18 protein-coding genes are annotated in these 16,792 nt (G+C 69.4%); 11 read left to right on the plus strand and 7 right to left on the minus strand.

Annotation, left to right across the window (positions count from 1 at the left end; genetic code table 11):
- Positions 1 to 36 precede the first annotated feature (36 nt).
- A complete protein-coding gene (locus ACIA5D_RS16335; protein ID WP_396030728.1) occupies positions 37 to 540 on the plus strand; it encodes a GNAT family N-acetyltransferase in 504 nt (167 codons plus the stop codon).
- Here ACIA5D_RS16335 and ACIA5D_RS16340 read toward each other — a convergent pair.
- The 5 genes from ACIA5D_RS16340 to ACIA5D_RS16360 form a co-directional block, all read right to left on the minus strand.
- Positions 537 to 869, minus strand: a complete 333-nt coding sequence (locus ACIA5D_RS16340) for an STAS domain-containing protein (RefSeq protein WP_396030729.1) — start codon at positions 867 to 869, stop codon at positions 537 to 539. The genes ACIA5D_RS16335 and ACIA5D_RS16340 overlap by 4 nt on opposite strands.
- Before the next feature lie 82 nt (positions 870 to 951).
- Positions 952 to 2,142 (minus strand): S1C family serine protease, encoded by a 1,191-nt coding sequence (locus ACIA5D_RS16345; protein WP_396030731.1) that lies wholly within the window; start codon positions 2,140 to 2,142, stop codon positions 952 to 954.
- A gap of 3 nt (positions 2,143 to 2,145) precedes the next feature.
- Entirely contained in the window at positions 2,146 to 2,772 is a 627-nt protein-coding gene (locus ACIA5D_RS16350; protein ID WP_396030732.1) for a MarC family protein, read from the minus strand.
- A 1-nt stretch (position 2,773) separates the two neighbouring features.
- Positions 2,774 to 4,009 carry an arginine deiminase gene (locus tag ACIA5D_RS16355; protein ID WP_396030733.1) on the minus strand — a complete coding sequence of 412 codons (1,236 nt, stop codon included), beginning with the start codon at positions 4,007 to 4,009 and terminating at the stop codon, positions 2,774 to 2,776.
- Positions 4,010 to 4,028: 19 nt separating this feature from the next.
- Complete coding sequence (locus tag ACIA5D_RS16360; protein ID WP_396030734.1) at positions 4,029 to 5,438, minus strand: basic amino acid/polyamine antiporter; 1,410 nt, start codon at positions 5,436 to 5,438, stop codon at positions 4,029 to 4,031.
- 111 nt (positions 5,439 to 5,549) lie between these two features.
- Between ACIA5D_RS16360 and ACIA5D_RS16365 the strand changes: the two genes are divergently transcribed.
- The 4 genes from ACIA5D_RS16365 to ACIA5D_RS16380 are packed head-to-tail and all read left to right on the plus strand — an operon-like array spanning position 5,550 to position 8,490.
- Positions 5,550 to 6,020 carry a peroxiredoxin gene (locus ACIA5D_RS16365; protein WP_396030735.1) on the plus strand — a complete coding sequence of 157 codons (471 nt, stop codon included), beginning with the start codon at positions 5,550 to 5,552 and terminating at the stop codon, positions 6,018 to 6,020.
- A gap of 12 nt (positions 6,021 to 6,032) precedes the next feature.
- A complete protein-coding gene (locus tag ACIA5D_RS16370; protein ID WP_396030736.1) occupies positions 6,033 to 6,587 on the plus strand; it encodes a SigE family RNA polymerase sigma factor in 555 nt (184 codons plus the stop codon).
- Complete coding sequence (locus tag ACIA5D_RS16375; RefSeq protein ID WP_396030737.1) at positions 6,584 to 7,426, plus strand: hypothetical protein; 843 nt, start codon at positions 6,584 to 6,586, stop codon at positions 7,424 to 7,426. The genes ACIA5D_RS16370 and ACIA5D_RS16375 overlap by 4 nt, the downstream gene beginning before the upstream one ends.
- On the plus strand, positions 7,423 to 8,490 hold the full coding sequence (locus ACIA5D_RS16380; RefSeq protein WP_396030738.1) for an amidoligase family protein: 1,068 nt from the start codon (positions 7,423 to 7,425) through the stop codon (positions 8,488 to 8,490). The genes ACIA5D_RS16375 and ACIA5D_RS16380 overlap by 4 nt, the downstream gene beginning before the upstream one ends.
- Positions 8,491 to 8,624: 134 nt before the next feature.
- Here ACIA5D_RS16380 and zwf read toward each other — a convergent pair whose 3' ends face one another.
- The gene (zwf, locus tag ACIA5D_RS16385; RefSeq protein ID WP_396030740.1) at positions 8,625 to 10,118 is read right to left on the minus strand and encodes a glucose-6-phosphate dehydrogenase; all 1,494 of its coding nucleotides are present in this window, start codon (positions 10,116 to 10,118) and stop codon (positions 8,625 to 8,627) included.
- A gap of 125 nt (positions 10,119 to 10,243) precedes the next feature.
- On the opposite strand from zwf, the gene ACIA5D_RS16390 reads away from it, so the two are divergent.
- The gene (locus tag ACIA5D_RS16390) at positions 10,244 to 11,182 is read left to right on the plus strand and encodes an exopolyphosphatase (protein WP_396030742.1); all 939 of its coding nucleotides are present in this window, start codon (positions 10,244 to 10,246) and stop codon (positions 11,180 to 11,182) included.
- Positions 11,183 to 11,347: 165 nt separating this feature from the next.
- Here ACIA5D_RS16390 and ACIA5D_RS16395 read toward each other — a convergent pair whose 3' ends face one another.
- Complete coding sequence (locus tag ACIA5D_RS16395) at positions 11,348 to 12,190, minus strand: DUF1775 domain-containing protein (RefSeq protein WP_396030743.1); 843 nt, start codon at positions 12,188 to 12,190, stop codon at positions 11,348 to 11,350.
- 80 nt (positions 12,191 to 12,270) lie between these two features.
- On the opposite strand from ACIA5D_RS16395, the gene ACIA5D_RS16400 reads away from it, so the two are divergent.
- The 5 genes from ACIA5D_RS16400 (at position 12,271) to ACIA5D_RS16420 (ending at position 16,756) form a co-directional block, all read left to right on the plus strand.
- Positions 12,271 to 12,483, plus strand: a complete 213-nt coding sequence (locus ACIA5D_RS16400; protein ID WP_396030744.1) for an RNA-binding S4 domain-containing protein — start codon at positions 12,271 to 12,273, stop codon at positions 12,481 to 12,483.
- Between the two features lie 107 nt (positions 12,484 to 12,590).
- Complete coding sequence (locus ACIA5D_RS16405) at positions 12,591 to 13,943, plus strand: ABC transporter substrate-binding protein (RefSeq protein WP_396030745.1); 1,353 nt, start codon at positions 12,591 to 12,593, stop codon at positions 13,941 to 13,943.
- A gap of 7 nt (positions 13,944 to 13,950) precedes the next feature.
- A complete protein-coding gene (locus ACIA5D_RS16410; protein ID WP_396030746.1) occupies positions 13,951 to 14,907 on the plus strand; it encodes a carbohydrate ABC transporter permease in 957 nt (318 codons plus the stop codon).
- Positions 14,904 to 15,755, plus strand: coding sequence for a carbohydrate ABC transporter permease (locus ACIA5D_RS16415; RefSeq protein WP_396030747.1), 852 nt, complete (start codon positions 14,904 to 14,906; stop codon positions 15,753 to 15,755). Before ACIA5D_RS16410 ends, ACIA5D_RS16415 begins: the two co-directional genes overlap by 4 nt.
- A gap of 122 nt (positions 15,756 to 15,877) precedes the next feature.
- Positions 15,878 to 16,756: a hypothetical protein gene (locus ACIA5D_RS16420; protein ID WP_396030748.1), complete on the plus strand. Its 879-nt coding sequence runs from the start codon at positions 15,878 to 15,880 to the stop codon at positions 16,754 to 16,756.
- Positions 16,757 to 16,792: the final 36 nt, after the last annotated feature.

The following is a 16,792-nucleotide window of genomic DNA, read 5'->3' on the forward strand; positions in this document are numbered from 1 at the left end:
GGAAGGGGGCGGCCGTCACCTGGGTAAGGTCGGGCAATGTCCGAGCTGAAGCGGCTGCAGGCCGGTCATGCCCCGGCGGTGCTGGCCTTCGAGTTGACGAACCGCGCATACTTCGCCGCCTCGATCTCCGATCGCGGCGACGACTTCTTCGACCAGTTCGCCGAGCGGCACAACGCCTCGCTGGTCGAGCAGGAGGCCGGCAGTTGCGCCTTCTACCTGCTCGTCGCCGAGGACGGCGCGATACTCGGCCGGTTCAACCTGTACAACATCGAAGACCACTGCGCGGAACTCGGCTACCGGGTCGCGCAGCATGTTTCCGGGCGTGGCGTGGCGACCGCGGCCGTCCGGGAGCTGTGCCGGCTGGCGGCGGCCGAGCATGGGCTGCACACGCTACGAGCGGCCACGGCCCACCAGAACGCCGCGTCGCGGAAGGTGCTGACCAAAGCTGGGTTCGTTCCGGTCGGCCCGGTCGGCCCGGCCCGCCTCGGGGGTAAGCCAGGCACTTGGTATCAGCGCGACCTGCAGCTATCGAGGTCCTAGTCTTTGATGGCGGCCGATACGTCGGGGAACAGGGCAAGGTAATCGGTGAGGCCGAGGGTGTCGAAGAGGCGGCGCAGGAAGCCCGACGGTGCGGCCAGGCGCACCCAGCCGCCTCGCTCGGTGGCCCGGCCGCTCGCGGTGACCAGCACGCCGACCCCCATCGAGTCGCAGAAGTCCAGACCCGACACGTCCACCACGACGCGCGGGGCGGGGCGTTCGACCAGCCGGTTGAGATTCGCCTTGAGGGTGGGCGCCGTGTCGATGTCGAGGGAACCACGCAGCACCAGGACGGCCGTGTTCGGCGGGTGGTGCGCGACCGAGACCTGCATGGTGGTGTCGCTTTCGGTGGGAACGGGGGGCGGTGGCGAACAGCCTATCGATCCCGCCCGCCGATCGCCCCCCGGTGGATCTTCAGGCCAGCGTCGCCGTGGCCTGACCCGCGTTCCCGCCGCGGCTGTACTGGACCCGCACCTGATCGCCGGGCTGCTTGCCGACGGTGGCCAGGAACAGGCTTTCCGGCGCGCTCATCGGCCTGCCGTCGATGGCGGTCACGATGTCGCCCTCCTTCAGGCCGGCGTTGTCGGCCGGGCCGCCCGGGGCGACCACCCGCAGGTACAGGCCGACCGGGGCGCCGAACTGCTCGGCCACCGCCTGCGGCACCGGCACCGACTCGACGCCGAGCGACGGCGGCGTGTAGTTCCCGTGCTCGATGAGCTGGTCGGCGACCACCATCGCCACGTCGGCGGGGATGGCGAAGCCGATGCCCACGCTGCCGCCACCGGCTTCGCCCGACGCGTTCGGCACGGTCGCGATCGCGGTGTTGACGCCGACCAGGTCGCCGTCGCAGTCCACGAGGGCGCCGCCGGAGTTGCCGGGGTTGATCGAGGCGTCGGTCTGCACCGCGCCGGGCAGCACCGCGGTGACCCCGTTGTCGGCCGGCACGGGCACGTCGCGGCCGAGCGCGCTGACGATGCCGGCGGTGACCGTGCCGGAGAGGCCGAGCGGGGCGCCCAGCGCGACCACCGGCTGCCCGACCAGCAGCGTCGACGACTTGCCGATCCCGATCGTGGGCAGTCCCTGCGGCGGGTCGACCTTGACCACGGCCAGGTCGACCCGGGGCGCCCGGCCGACGATGGTGGCGGGCAGGCTCTGGCCGCCGCTGAACAACGCCGCGATCGAGCCGCCCGCCCCGGCGGGGGAGATGACGTGGTCGTTGGTGAGGATGTAGCCGCCGTCGCGGATCACCTCGCCGCTGCCGTTGCCGGCCGACGCGCCGCTCGACACGGCCAGGGTCACCACCGAGGGCAGCACCTCATCGGCGATCGTGGTGGCGGCACAGGCGGCGGTGGTCGCGGCCGGGTCGTCGGTCGCGCGACCGACAAATCCGCCTATGAGGCCCGCGACGAGGGCGATCACGGCCGCAATCGCGATGAAGACGCCGAGCGAGGGCGGCCGGCGCGACGGCACGTCGACGGCCTCGTGCGTGGGCGGCGACGGCGTGGCCGGGGGCGGCCCGGCTGCGGGTGGCCCGGCTGCGGGTGGCCCGGCTGCGGGTGGCCCAGCCGGGGGCGGCACGGCCGGCGGGTTGGTGGGAGCCGTCATGCGTCAGCCCCTTCCGATTCGGGCCATCACGAGGTCGGTGAAGCCGTTGGTCAGCAGAATCACGGCGATGCAGGTGAGCAGGATGCCGGAGATGGCAAAGGTCGCCCCGCCCACAGTCAGCGGAAACGTGATCGGCGTGAAGAGGACATTGCGCCGCGGCCCCCCGTCGGGGGCCGCGACCGCGGGGGAGGGCACGACCGCGGGGGAGGGCACGACCGCGGGGGAGGGCACGACCGCGGGAGAGGGTGCAGCGACGGAGGAGGCCGCGCCCGCCGGGGACGGTGCGGCCGTGGGAGAGGGTGCAGCCGCCGGAGAGGGCGCGGCCGCCTTCACCTCCTCCTCAGCGGATGAACCACGCATCATGGGCACCGAGGCGAAAATCAGCGCGATACCACCCGTAGCCGTCAACGCCGCCGGGCTGATCCCCAGCAGCTCGAGCAGGGGATCCCCGATCCAGATCGCCGCCAGCACGAACACGGCCATGTTGACGACCAGCCCGATCGCGAGCCGCATCTGCCGCTCGTGGCCGAAGGGCCGGACCACGGGCAGGTAGGACGACAGCGCCGCGACCGGGCTGTACAGACCCACGAGGGCCAGGAACAACGCCAGCGCCTCGTACGTGATCGACATGTCAGAACTTCACGGCGTCCCGGCTGAGCGGACACGTCATGCAGTGCCCGCCCCCGCGGCCGCGCCCGAGCTCCGCGCCCACGATGGTGATCACCTCGACGCCGGCCTTGCGCAGCAGCGTGTTGGTCTTCGTGTTGCGGTCGTAGGTGAAGACCGTGCCGGGGGAGAGGGCGACCGCGTTGTTGCCGCTGTCCCATTGCTGGCGCTCCGAGGCGTACACGTCGCCGCCGGTCTCGATGACCCGCAACGACGGCAACCCGAGCGACGAGGCGACGACATCGACGAACGGCGTCGTCCCGTGATCCGTGACGTCGACGTTGCCGCGCTCGCCGGGCCGCAGCGAGAACGCGTGGACCCCGTCGACGATCGTCGGGTACAGCGTCACGATGTCGATGTCGGCGAAGGTGAACACCGTGTCGAGGTGCATCGCCGCGCGCAGCTTCGGCATGCCGGCCACCACCACGTGGTCGGCCGCGCCGTTCTCGAACAGCGCCGCCGCGACCTGCGTGATCGCCTGGCGGGAGGTGCGCTCGCTCATCCCGACGAGCACGACGCCGTTGCCGACCGGCATGACGTCGCCGCCCTCGAAGGTGGCCTGGCCCCAGTCCTTCTCGGGGTCGCCCCACCAGATCTTCGAGCCCACGAACGACGGGTGGAACAGGTAGATCGCCTTCATCAGCAGCGTCTCGTCGTGCCGGGCCGGCCAGTACAGCGGGTTCAGCGTGACGCCGCCGTAGAGCCAGCACGTGGTGTCGCGGGTGTAGAGCGTGTTCGGCAGCGGCGGCATCAGGTACTCGCGCACGCCGGTCGACTCCCGGGCGAGGGTCACGTAGCCGGAGCGGAAGTCGTCGGGCAGGTCGGAGGTGGCCAGCCCGCCGATCAGGTACTCCGCGAGCTGCCGCGGCGTCAGCGTCTCGAGGAACCCGCGGGTGTCGTCGATGAGCCCGATGCCGACCTCGTTCGGCACGATCTTGCGGTCGAGCAGCCACGCCTTCGCGTCCGGGATCGCCATGGTCTGCTCGAGCAGGTCGTGCAGCTCGATCACCTCGACGCCGCGCTGGCGCAGCTTGTTCACGAAGTCGAGGTGGTCGCGCTGGGCGTTCTCGACCCACATGACGTCGTCGAAGAGCAGGTCGTCCGCGTTGGAAGGGGTGAGCCGCCGGTGGGCGAGGCCCGGCGCGCAGACCAGGACCTTGCGCAGGTTGCCGACTTCGGAGTACACGCCGTGGCCGTTCATTGCACCGTCCTTAAGTAGTTCAGATCGAGATCCAGCCCAGGGCAAGTGCCGCGATCCCGGCGAGAGCGCCGGCTACCGACACGACGAGGATGATCAGTTCGCGTGGGGAGAACACCCGGCGGCCTTGTTCGCGGCGGGCCATCACGAAGAGCACGGTGGCCGGGGCGTACACGATGAAGGAGATCAACACGAACTTCAGGCCGGCGGCGAAGATCAAGAAGATGGTGTACGCCGTGGCCAGCCCCGCGATCGCGATGATCCTTCCCCGGGCCAGCCGCAGCGCGTAGGCGGCCGCGAACAGGAACGGGATCAGCGTGAGCGCGCTGGTCAGGTCGAGCGCGAAGTTGAACGCGTCCTCGGAGAAGTAGGTGATGACCAGGACGATCTGGATGAGGATCGTGGTCAGCAGCAGCGACGGGAAGGGGACGTCGCCGTGCCGGGTGCCGGCCAGGAAGCGCGGCATGTCCTTGTCCTTGGCGGCGACGAAGAGCACTTCGGCGGCCATCAGCGTCCAGGCCAGGTACGCCCCGAGCACCGAGACGATCAGGCCGACACCGACGAAGACCTTGCCCCACGTGCCGTACGCGGCCTCGAGCACGCCGCCCATCGACGGCTGCCGCAGCTGGGCGATCTCGTTGTACGGCAGGATGCCGTAGGAGACGATCGTGACCGACGCGAAGATCGCGAAGACGCTGAGGAAGCCCAGGACGGTCGCCCGCCCGACGTCCTCGCGCCGCTGCGCGTGCCGGGAGTACACGCTCGCGCCCTCGACGCCGAGGAACACGAAGACGGTGACCAGCATCGTGCCGCGCACCTGCTCGAAGAGCGAGCCCAGGTCGGCGTTGCCGACGAAGTTGTCGGCGAACACCTTGGGGTCGAGCGCGAACAGCGCCAGCACGACGAAGACGAGGATCGGGACGACCTTCGCGATCGTGACGACCCGGTTGATGATCGCCGCGTCCTTCACGCCCCGCTGCACCAGGTAGAAGAACACCCAGACGCCGACCGTCGAGAGCGCCACCGCGAGCACGGTGTCCCCCTCGCCGAGGGCCGGCGCGATCGCCCCGACGGTGCTCATGATCAGCACCCAGTAGGTCACGTTGCCGACGCACGCGCTGGCCCAGTACCCGAAGGCCGAGAAGAAGCCGATGTACTCACCGAAACCGGCTTTCGCGTACGCGTAGACGCCCGCATCCAGGTCGGGACGGCGCACCGCGAGGTACTGGAAGACGAAGGCGAGCATGAGCATGCCGACGCCCGCGACGACCCAGGCGACGAGCGCGCCGGCCACGCCGGTCTCCTGGGCGAAGCGTCTCGGCAGCGAGAAGACGCCCGCGCCGACCATCGAGCCGACGACCATCGCGGTCATCGTCATGAAGGTCAGCTTCTGCGGAGTGCTCACCTCGGTGGCCGTGCCGGGATTCGCCATCGTCATTCCCCCCGGCCGTCAGCCTCTGTGACAAGGCGAGGGCACGGATCATCCGCGATGGGTGATTGCCACCCCTGTTACTCGCCGGTACATCCGAGTAATTTTCTTGTCATGGCAAACAAGGGTGACGTGATCGACGACTTCGAGCTGCCCGACCAGGACGGCGTGCCACGCCGCCTGAGCGACTACTTGGCCGGCGGCCCGGTCGTGCTGTTCTTCTACCCCGCCGCGATGAGCAGCGGGTGCACCGCCGAGGCGTGCAGCTTCCGCGATCTCGCCGCCGAGTTCCGCGAGGCCGGCGCCCAGCGCATCGGGATCAGCCGCGACAAGCCGGAAAAGCAGAAGAAGTGGGCCGAGCTGAACAGCTTCGACTACCCGTTGCTGAGCGACCCGGACAGCAGCGTCGCCGTCGCGCTCGGCGTGAAGCGGAAGTTGCCGCTGGGGCCGCTGAGCACGAAGCGCATCACGTTGGTGATCGACTCCGACCGGTCGGTCGTCGAGGTCATCCACTCCGAGACCAACATGCAGGAGCACGCCGCCAAGGCCTTGGAAGCCCTCGCCGCCCGCAAGCCGCAGTCCTGAGAGAATTTCGGCATGAGACTGCACAACCGGCGTACGGAGACCGTCTTAGGGGGCGTGACCTTCGAGGAATTCGCGATGGCCCGGCTGTCCAGTCTTCTGCGTTACGCGGTCGTCCTCACCGGCGATCGGGATCTGGCGCAGGACGTCGTCCAGGAAGTGCTCGCGCGGGCACAGACCCGGTGGCGACGGATAAGCCAGTCCGATTCGCCGGAGGCGTACGTCCGGCGCATGGTGCTCAACGAGTACCTGTCCTGGCGGCGCAGCTGGCAGTTTCGGAATGTGCACGCGGTGGGCGAGCGCCTGACCGACCTGGACGACGCCCGGGGCGGAGTGCTCGACCACGCGGACGGGGTGGTCGAGGCCGATGCGTTGTGGGCCCGGTTGTCGACGCTGGGCCGTAAGCAACGTGCCGTTCTCGTGCTGCGCTACTACGAGCAGCTCGACGACGACCAGATCGCGGATCTCCTCGGCTGCGCCCCCGCGACGGTGCGCAGCCATGCCTCGAGGGCTCTCAAGACGCTCCGCCTCACGGAGCGGGAACGCATCCATGCCGAGGAGAAGTCGTGACCGAGCACGCAGATCAGCTGCGCGAGGCCTTCGAAACCTATGAGAACCAGGCTCCCGACCCGGTGGCTGTCTACGCCCGGGTGCAGGAGCTGTCGACAAAATACAAGCGTCGCCGCCGTGGCCTTCAGGTCGCGGGTGGCACCGCGCTGGCCGCCATCGCGGTGGCCGGGGTGGTCACCCTGCCCAACCTGCTCCCCGGCAACGCCCGCAACACCTCCAGCATCAGCTTTCCGGCCGGCGCGGTGCCGACGTCGGCGGCGCCGTCCGCCATCCCGTCGATGAGCCAGGCCGACCTGGAGCGTTACTGGCGGGCGTACTTCGCCGCGGGCTACGGCTACGACGACGCGGTCAAGCTGGCCGACCTGTGGCACGTCAACGCCGAGATCGGCAACGTCAAGGCCGAGGCGGGCCGCCGTCTGCTGGCCGGCGAGACCCTGCCCTTCCCGGGAACGCCTAACCCGGTGGACCCGCCCGCGGACCCCGACGACCCCGCGATCAAGGCCGCCCAGGCTCAGCTGGACGCCTTCTTCGGGGCCGGCTACACCTGGGACGAGGCCGTCAAGCTCGCCAAGATCTGGCACCTGAAGGACCCGTCGGACGCCAAGACCATGGCCGGCAAGAAGCTGCTCGCCCACGAGACGCTTCCGGTCAAGCCGAAGCCGGTCAACGTCGCGGCGGCGCTGGAGAACAAGCGGGTCGACGCCTTCTTCAAGAAGGGCTACGACGTCGGCGACGCGATCAAGCTGGCCAAGACCTGGCACCTCAAGACCGCGTACCAGGCCAAGGTCGAGGGCGGCAAGCGCATCCTCGCCGGTCAGACCCTGCCCATCCAGCCGTGACCCCGAGTCTGCGCCGGCGTATCGGCTTCGAGATCGAGTTGATGGCCCCGCAGGGCCGCAGCCGGCGCAGCCTCGCCTACGACCTGGCCGGACGCATCGGGGGACGCATCCGGCCGGTCTGGCACCACGACAGCGAACCGTCCCTGGTCCCGGGCCTGGGGCGGTTCCTGCATCTGACCCAGGGGTTCGAGGTGCTGCGGGCCGACGGCTCGCAGCTGTGCACCCTGGTCGACGACATCACCCTGATGGACGGCCTGCAGCCCCGCACCCCCGCGCCGCCGGGCTGGTACCGCGTCCTCAGCGACGACTCCCGCCTGCTGTCCCTGCTGGCCGCCCAGTGCGACCCTGGCGCCCCGCTCGAGCGGGTGCTCGACCCGGTCGCCACGCTGTGGGGCCCCGGGGCCGAGGCCGAGATCGTGGGCGACGTGGTTCGGCTGGACGACCCGTCCGGCGCCACGATCGCGCTGGTCGCGCCCCAGGGCGCCGAGCGCGAGCGCCCCTGCGAGATCGTCACCCCGCCGCTGTCCGAGAACCACGCCGAGGCCCTCGAGGAACTGCTCGAGCCGTCCCGCGAGCTCGGCTTCACCGTGCCGAACGAGGCCGCGGTGCACCTGCATCTCGACGGCGCCCCGTTCCGCGACCCGCGCGCGCTCGCCAACGTGGTGCTGCTGTTCGCCCACTACCGCGAGGGCCTGCGCGAGCTGCTGCAGACCAATCCCGCGTGCCGCCGCCTGGCCCCGCTGCCCGCGCAGCTGGTGGCCGCCGCAAGCCGGGGCAAGCCCACCATCGACGAGTTGCGCGAGGCGGCCGACGAGGGCGAGCTGACCAAGTACTTCGACGTGAACCTCACGCAGCTGCTCAAGGACCGCCCGCTGCGCGACACCCTCGAGATCCGCATCCTGCCCGGCGCGATCACGGCCGACGAGATCGTCAACCGCGCCGCCCTGGTCGAGCTGCTGCTCGACCGCTGCGAGGACCCGGAGCCGTTCCCGGTCGCCCCCACCGGGAACGTCTCCGCCCTGATGGAGATCGCCGCCGAGGCCCTCGCCGACCGCTCCGCCTGAGGCCGTTGCCCATCTCCTGGCCGTCACCTGATGCCACGCAAGGTTCCGGGCGGGGGTGACCCAAGATCGGCATCAAGCCTGACCGGGCGATCTTTGGGGCACTCCCGCCCGGAACCGTCAACCCCAGAAATGCGTCAGATCGAATTGCGCCAGCCGCGGCCGCTGCGGCCGATGAGCCGGTCGGCGTCGGTAGGCCCCCAGGACGCGGCCTCGTACGTCGGGATGGGCGACTTGTCGTTCGCCCAGTGCTCGATGATCGGGTCGACGATGCGCCAGCACTGCTCGACCTCGTCGGTGCGGATGAACAGCGTCGGGTCGCCCAGCAGCGCGTCGAGCAGCAGACGCTCGTAGGCCTCCGGAGACTCCTCGGCGAACGTCTGCTCGTACGAGAAATCCATGCTGGCCGTGCGCACCCGGAACGAGTGTCCCGGGACCTTGGCGCCGAAGCGCAGCGAGATGCCCTCGTTCGGCTGGATCCGCAGGATCAGGGCGTCGGCCTCGAGGCCGGTCAGCTGGTCCTGCGGGATCGGCAGGTGCGGCGGCCGCTGGAACTGCAGCGCCACCTCGGTTACCCGGGCCGGCAGCCGCTTGCCGGTGCGCACGTAGAAGGGCACGCCCGCCCAGCGCCAGTTGTCGACGTTGAGCCGCATCGCCGCGTACGTCTCGGTGCGTGACAGCGGATCGACGCCCACCTCCTCGCGGTAGCCCGCCATGAGGTCTTCGCGGGTGCCGCCGCGGGTGTACTGGCCGCGCACCGCGAGGTCGGCGATGTCCCGGTTGGTGGGCAGGCGGATCGCCTGCAGCAGCTTCACCTTCTCGTTGCGCAGGCCCTCGGCCCCGAACGACGCCGGCGGCTCCATGAGGGCGAGCGCGAGCACCTGGAGCACGTGGTTCTGCACGATGTCGCGCATCGCGCCGGCGTGCTCGTAGAAGCCGCCGCGGGTGCCGACGCCGAGCGTCTCGGCCACGGTGATCTGCACGTGGTCGATCCAGGAGCGGTCCCAGATCGGCTGGAAGATCGAGTTGGCGAAGCGCAGGGCCAGGACGTTCTGCACGGTGTCCTTGCCCAGGTAGTGGTCGATCCGGAAGACCTGCGGCTCGTCGAACGCGGCGTGCACGATGCCGTCGAGCTTGCGCGCGCTGGGCAGGTCGTGGCCGTACGGCTTCTCGATGACCAGCCGGGAGAACGAGCCCTCGCGCGCGTGGTTGAGACCGGCGCCGGCCAGCCCGTTGATCACCGGCTCGAAGGCCTCGGCCGGGGTGGAGAGGTAGAACAGGCGGTTGCCGGACGTGCCGCGCTGGGCGTCCAGCTCGTCGAGCGTCTCGGCCAGGCGCTTGTACGTGTCGGGGTCGTCGTAGCCGCCCGAAACGTACCTGATTCCGCCCTGGAGCTGGCGTTTGTCGGCGAGGCCGCGGCCGCCCAGGGCGCTCTCGGCGAACTGGTCGTCGGACATCGGGGTACGGGCCACGCCGACGAGCGCGAACTCGCTCGGGAGGCGGTTGTGCCGGGCCAGGCTCTCCACCGCCGGCAGCAGCTTGCGGCGCGTCAGGTCACCCGAGGCGCCGAAGATCACCAGTGTGGCTGGTGGGGCGCTGCGCTCCTGGATGAGCTGGGGAACGTTGTCCATCGTCTGCGAGTCCTCCGACCGTTGTGACCATCCACGCAAACCCTACGCAGCGCGGCAGCCGAGCGTTCAGATCCATCCCGCGATGCGACCAGGGCCTCAGCGACAAAAGTGGCAAACTGGGTGATATGAAGTACCGACTCGTGACCCGGAGCGATTTCGACGGGCTGGTCTGCGCCGTGCTGCTGCGCCACCTCGACATGATCGACGAGATCAAGTTCGTGCACCCCAAGGACGTGCAGGACGGAGAGGTCGAGGTCACCGCCAACGACATTCTGACCAATCTCCCGTACGCCCCGGGCGCGTACATGGTCTTCGACCATCACCACTCGGAGACCCTGCGCAACGAGGGCAACCTCGACAATCACGTCATCGACGCCGACGCGCCCTCGGCCGCCCGGGTCATCTACGAGCACTTCGGCGCCCGGCAGCGCTTTCCCAAGGTCTCCGACGACCTGATGCGCGCGGTCGACCAGGCCGACTCGGCGCAGTACTCGCTCGACGACATCCTGCACCCCGAGGGCTGGACGCTGCTGAACTTCCTGATGGACAGCCGCACCGGCCTGGGCCGCTTCCGCGAGTTCCGGATCTCCAACTACCGGCTGATGATGCAGCTGATCGACGCGTGCCTGGAGTTCCAGGACGTCAACCAGATCCTGTGCCTGCCGGACGTGGCCGAGCGGGCCGACCTGTTCCGCTCCCAGTACGACCTGTTCGTCGAGCAGCTCAAGCGGGTGAGCCACCTGGACGGCGACGTCGTGGTGGTCGACCTGCGCGACGAGGAGGTGATCCACGCCGGGAACCGGTTCATGGTGTACGCGTTGTTCCCCGAGTCGCGGGTGTCGGTGCACGTGATCTGGGGCCGGCAGAAGCTGAACACCGTCTTCGCCTGCGGCAAGTCGATCCTCGACCGCACCTCGCCGGTCGACGTCGGCGAGGTGATGCTGCGCTACGGCGGCGGCGGGCACATCGCCGCCGGCACGTGCCAGGTGCCGCACGAGGACTCCGAGCGGGTCGAGCGCGAGATCATCGAGGCCCTGAAGTCCCCGCACACCGTGACGGTCTGAGCCAGGATGCGCGACGGGGTGGGAGGGCCGAACCCCTCCCACCCCGTCGTCCGCGGGTCGTGGGCCATGCCCAATTGGCCCCACCCGCCGGTCGTGTTCCGCGCCCCACGCGCATCATCACGACACTGTCCCGCGTCCACCAGCGCGGGAGTCCGCTACCCCGCTTCAGGAGCGGAGGCTCCACTTGCCGGCGGTGACCGGCTCCTTCTCGTCGTCCGACGCGGTGGCCGTGGTTTCAGGCTGGTCCTCTGGCCGGTCGTCGGGCTCGTCGTCCTCGTTCGCCCGGTGCCGGCCGCGCAGGAAGTAGAACGCGGCGGCCAGCAGCGCGAGGGCCGCGACCACCCAGCCGCCGATCGACCAGATCGACGGGCCACGGGTCGCGTCGGCGACCGTCTTCGCGAAGGCCTCGTCCTCGGCCGACGAGCCGGTCGTGCCGTCCGCGGCCGTATTGGGGTCGGTCGCGGTGCCGCCGTGGTCGTGGCCGGTGGCCGGCAGCCCGGTGCCCGGGGCCAGCGCGAGCGAGACGGGCGGCATCGTGGGTCCGGCCGCGCCGTTCGCGTACGTGCTGGTGATGGTGAACTGCATCGTGCTCAGCGTGGGCAGCGGCCCGATTGCCACCGACAGATCGGCCGACTTGCCGGGCGCCAGCTGGTGGCCCTGCACCGCCAGCCAGGTGATCGAGCCGGCCGACTCGGTCGCGGGCGTGCCGCCGTGGATGGTCGCGAGTGGGGTCGCGAGCGTCCTCATCTGGATCTTGGGCGCCCAGTCGTCCACCGACAGCGGATAGACCTCCGCCACCGGCGTGTCGGCGGGAATGCTCAGGGTGACCGTCTGGATCGGCGCGGTGCCGGTGTTGGTCACGTGGAAGGTCAGGTTCTCGCCGCTGCCCTGGACGGCCGTCGTGGGGGAGACCGTGGCATCGGCGAGGGCCGGGCCGGCGACGAGTGCGCCGAAGACCGCGGCCAGGGCGGGTACGCCCGCTCGGCGGGCAAGGTGGAAGTGCCTCACGACCGGTAGTTCGTATGGGGCGCGCGAATGGTTCAACGCCCCGCGAGAACTTTTTCGAGGTCGTCGGCGATGATGACCTGATGCGTGACGTGGTGATCGACGGCGACATGATCAGACTCGGACAGTTCCTCAAGCTGGCGGATCTCATCGAGACCGGGGGAGAGGGCAAGGTCCTGATCGCGTCGGGCGACGTGACCGTCAACGGCGAGGTCGACGTGCGCCGTGGCCGGCAGCTGCATTCCGGCGATGTGGTCGAGATTTTCGGCCGGACCGCTCGGGTGGTGTCGCACTAGGACGTTCGGGCAGCGGAACGTGACGAACGGTTGACATCGTGTGATCTCAGGCATGTACTGAGATCCCTGGTGTTACCGGCGTCACCCGCCTCGATGGGGAGGCCCGCATGCGTATCAGGCTCGCTGTGGCCGTTGCCGCGATCGCCGCGATGCTTTCCGGATGTGCTGGCTGGGGCGGTGGCCCGGGTGGTGGGGGACCGAACTCCATCAATGTCCTGATGGTGAACAACCCGCAGATGATCGACCTGCAGCGGCTCACCGAGGCGAACTTCACCAAGGCCACCGGCATCAACGTCAACTTCACCGTGCTGCCTGAGAACGACGTCCGCGACAAGATCAGCCAGGAGTTCTCGAGCCAGGCCGGCCAGTACGACGTCGCCAGCCTGAGCAACTTCGAGATCCCGATCTACGCGAAGTCGAAGTGGATCGCCCCGCTCGACGACTACACCACGGCCGACACCCAGTTCAACCAGGCCGACATCCTGCCGTCGATGACCCAGTCGCTGACCGCCGACGACGGCAAGCTCTACGGCGAGCCGTTCTACGGCGAGTCCTCGTTCCTGATGTACCGCAAGGACGTGTTCGACCAGGCCGGTCTCACCATGCCGGAGAACCCGACCTGGCAGCAGGTCGCCGACCTCGCCGCCCAGGTCGACAACAAGCAGCCCGGCATGCGCGGCATCTGCCTGCGCGGCCAGCCCGGCTGGGGCCAGATCTTCGCCCCGCTCACCACGGTGGTCAACACGTTCGGCGGCACCTGGTTCGAGAAGGACTGGACGCCCAAGGTGGACGCGCCCGAGTTCACCGCCGCCACCAAGTTCTACGTCGACCTGGTGCGCGCGCACGGCGAGAACGGGGCGCCGCAGGCCGGCTTCACCGAGTGCCTGAACAACCTGGTCCAGGGCAACGTCGCGATGTGGTACGACGCCACCAGCGCCGCCGGCTCGCTCGAGGCCGACTCCTCGCCGGTCAAGGGCAAGATCGGGTATGTCGCGGCGCCGGTCGACAAGACGAAGAGCTCCGGCTGGCTCTACGCCTGGTCGTGGAGCATCCAGCAGGCCAGCGAGAAGAAGGACAACGCCTGGAAGTTCATCTCCTGGGCCTCCAGCCGCCAGTACGAGGAGCTCGTCGGCCAGCAGGTCGGCTGGTCGAGCGTCCCGGCCGGCAAGCGCGCCTCGACGTACAAGAACCCGCAGTACCTGGCCCAGGCGGAAGCGTTCGCGGCCCCGACCGAGAAGGCCATCTCCGGCGCCGACCCGCGCAACCCCGGCGTGCAGCCGCGCCCGGCGATCGGCATCCAGTTCGTCGACATCCCCGAGTTCACCGACCTCGGCACCCAGGTCTCGCAGTACGTCAGCTCGGCGATCGCCGGCCAGATGTCGGTCGACGAGGCCCTGGAACGCGGCCAGCGGCTCGCCGAGGACGTCGCCGAGCGCTACCAGTCCCGGCAGGAGGGGTGAGCATCAGATGACATCCGTCGCCGAGGAGACCAGCGCGCAGGTCGAAACCCCGCAACGGCCGGCCCGCACGGCCCGCAGCATCGCCTGGGTCCGCCGGGCCCCGCTGCTGCCCGCGCTGGTCTTCATGATCATCGTGACGCAGCTGCCGTTCGTGGCGACCCTGGTCATCTCGTTCATGGACTGGAACGCGTACTACCCCGACGAGATCGGGTTCGCCGGATTCAACAACTTCAAGCGGGTCTTCACCGACGTCAACATGCGCGACGCGGTGCTGACCACGATCTGGCTCACCGCGGGCGTCGTACTCATCAGCTTGCTCTTGGGTTTGGGCATCGCGCTGCTGCTCGACCGGAAGTTCCGCGGGCGCGGCGCGGTGCGGACCATGATGATCGCGCCGTTCCTGGTGGTGCCGGTCGCGGCGGCGCTGCTCTGGAAGCACGCGCTGTACAACCCCGAGTACGGCCTGTTCAACGGCGCGATCACCTGGGTGTGGAAGCTGTTCGGCTCGGACAACCCGCCGCAGCCCGACTGGATCAGCAACATGCCGCTGTGGGCGGTCATCTTCGCGCTGGTCTGGCAATGGACGCCGTTCATGATGCTGATCCTGCTGGCCGGCCTGCAGGGCCGCCCGCTCGACGTGATCGAGGCGGCCCGCATCGACGGCGCGAACGGCTGGCAGATCTTCCGCAGCATGACGCTCCCGCACCTGCGGCAGTACCTGGAACTGGGCGCGCTGCTCGGGTCGATCTACATCGTGCAGAACTTCGACGCCGTCTTCACGATCACATCGGGCGGATTGGGCACGGCGAACCTCCCGTACACGATCTACCAGATCTTCTACCAGGCCCACGACTACGGCCGGGCCTCCGCGGCGGCGGTCATCGTCGTTCTCGGCACGATCATCATCGCGACGTTCGCGCTGCGCACCGTCTCGTCCCTCTTCAAGCAGGAGGCCAACCGATGAGCACCGCCACCGCGCCGGCCGTGCCCAAGAAGAAGGACCGCGGCGGCCCTTGGCTGTCGCTGCTGGCCTGGGTGGTCGGGATCCTGTTCGTGCTGCCGGTGCTGTGGATGGTGCTCACCTCGTTCCACTCCGAGGAGGACGCGGCGACCAACCCGCCGGCCGTCTTGGCGCCGCTCACCCTCGACGGGTACCGCGAGTTCTTCTCCGGTGGCGCCTCGCCCTGGCCGCCGCTGCTCAACTCGCTGACCGCCAGCGTCATCTCGACGGCGCTCGTGCTCCTGCTGAGCTTCCCCGCCGCGTACGCGTTGAGCATCAAGCCCGTGCGCAAGTGGACCGACGTGCTGTTCTTCTTCCTCAGCACCAAGATGTTGCCGATCGTGGCGGCTCTGCTGCCGCTCTACCTGTTCGCGCAGCAGACCGGGCTGCTCGACAACATCTGGCTGCTGATCGTTTTCTACACCTCGATGAACCTGCCGATCGCCGTGTGGATGATGCGCTCGTTCCTGTCCGAGGTGCCGGTCGAGATGCTCGAGGCCGCCTCGGTCGACGGCGCGACCCTGACCAGGACCCTGCGCTCGGTGATCGCGCCGGTGGTCATGCCCGGCATCGCCGCCACCGCGCTGATCTGTTTCATCTTCAGCTGGAACGAGCTGCTGTTCGCCCGGGTGCTGACCGCGACCGTGGCCGAGACGGCGCCCGTCTTCCTGACCGGGTTCGTCACCAGCCAGGGCCTGTTCCTCGCCCAGCTGTGCGCGGCCGCGTTCATCGTGTCGCTGCCGGTGCTCGTGGCCGGCTTCGCCGCCCAGGACAAGCTCGTCCAGGGCCTGTCGCTGGGCTCGGTGAAGTAGATAGCTTTCCGCCCCGCCCCCGATGAGGGTGGCCGGTCCCGATGCCCGGGGCCGGCCACCTTTTCTGTCGAAATCTCCCCGCGGGCCGGAACCGATCATGGGTCCGGTTCGTCCTAGAGGTCATGACTCGTCTCCGCGGCGCCATCATCGCCGCCGCCGTTCCCCTGTTCCTGATCACCGCATGTGCCCAGACTGCCGGCAACCAGGCGGCGGGCGCTTCGGACTCGGCCAGGAGCGAGAGCGCCAGCGCGTCCCCTTCCGGCGCTGACGACCTCGTCCTGCGCGTCGAGTCGTTCGGCGGGTTCGTGCCCGCCGAGCAGAACATCGGCCGGATCCCCGCCGTCAGCGTCTACGGCGACGGCCGGATCATCACCCAGGGCCCGACCACCATGATCTTTCCTGGCAAGGCGCTGCCCAACCTGCAGGAGCAGTTGCTCACGCCCGAGATGGTGCAGGAACTGGTACGCAAGGGGACTGCGGCCGGCGTGCGCAACGGCGCCGACTTCGGCAGCCCCAACATCGCCGATGCCCCGTACACCCGGGTGGTCGTCGGCGATCAGTCGGTCAACGTGATGGCGCTCGGCGAGGCGCAGGCCAACGACCCGCAGCTGACCGCCGCCCAGCGTGACGCGAGGACCAAGCTCTCGGCGTACGTGAACGAATTGCAGTCTTTGGGGTCGGCGGAGGGCGTTGCCAAGCCCGTGCAGTACCAGCCCGAGACGCTTGCCGCGCTGGCTCGCAAATACGTGGCGCCGCAGGCCGCCGACGCCGGCGCTCCGGTGGCATGGCCCGGCCCCGCGCTGCCCGGCGACATTCTGAACGAGAACCTCGGCATCGGTTGTGTCGCGGTGACGGGCGCCGAGAAGGACACGGTGTGGAAGGCCGCGGAATCGGCGACCGCCATCACGCCGTGGGCCAGCGGCGGCAAGAACTGGGGCGTGACGTTCCGGCCGCTGCTGCCGGAGGAGAAGGGCTGCCTCGCACTCAAGGGGGCGCGGTGACGCCGATCGGGGAGCCGTTCCCTCCCGCCCCTCCAC

The organism is Actinoplanes sp. NPDC051513 (assembly GCF_044454685.1).
Taxonomy (GTDB): domain Bacteria; phylum Actinomycetota; class Actinomycetes; order Mycobacteriales; family Micromonosporaceae; genus Actinoplanes.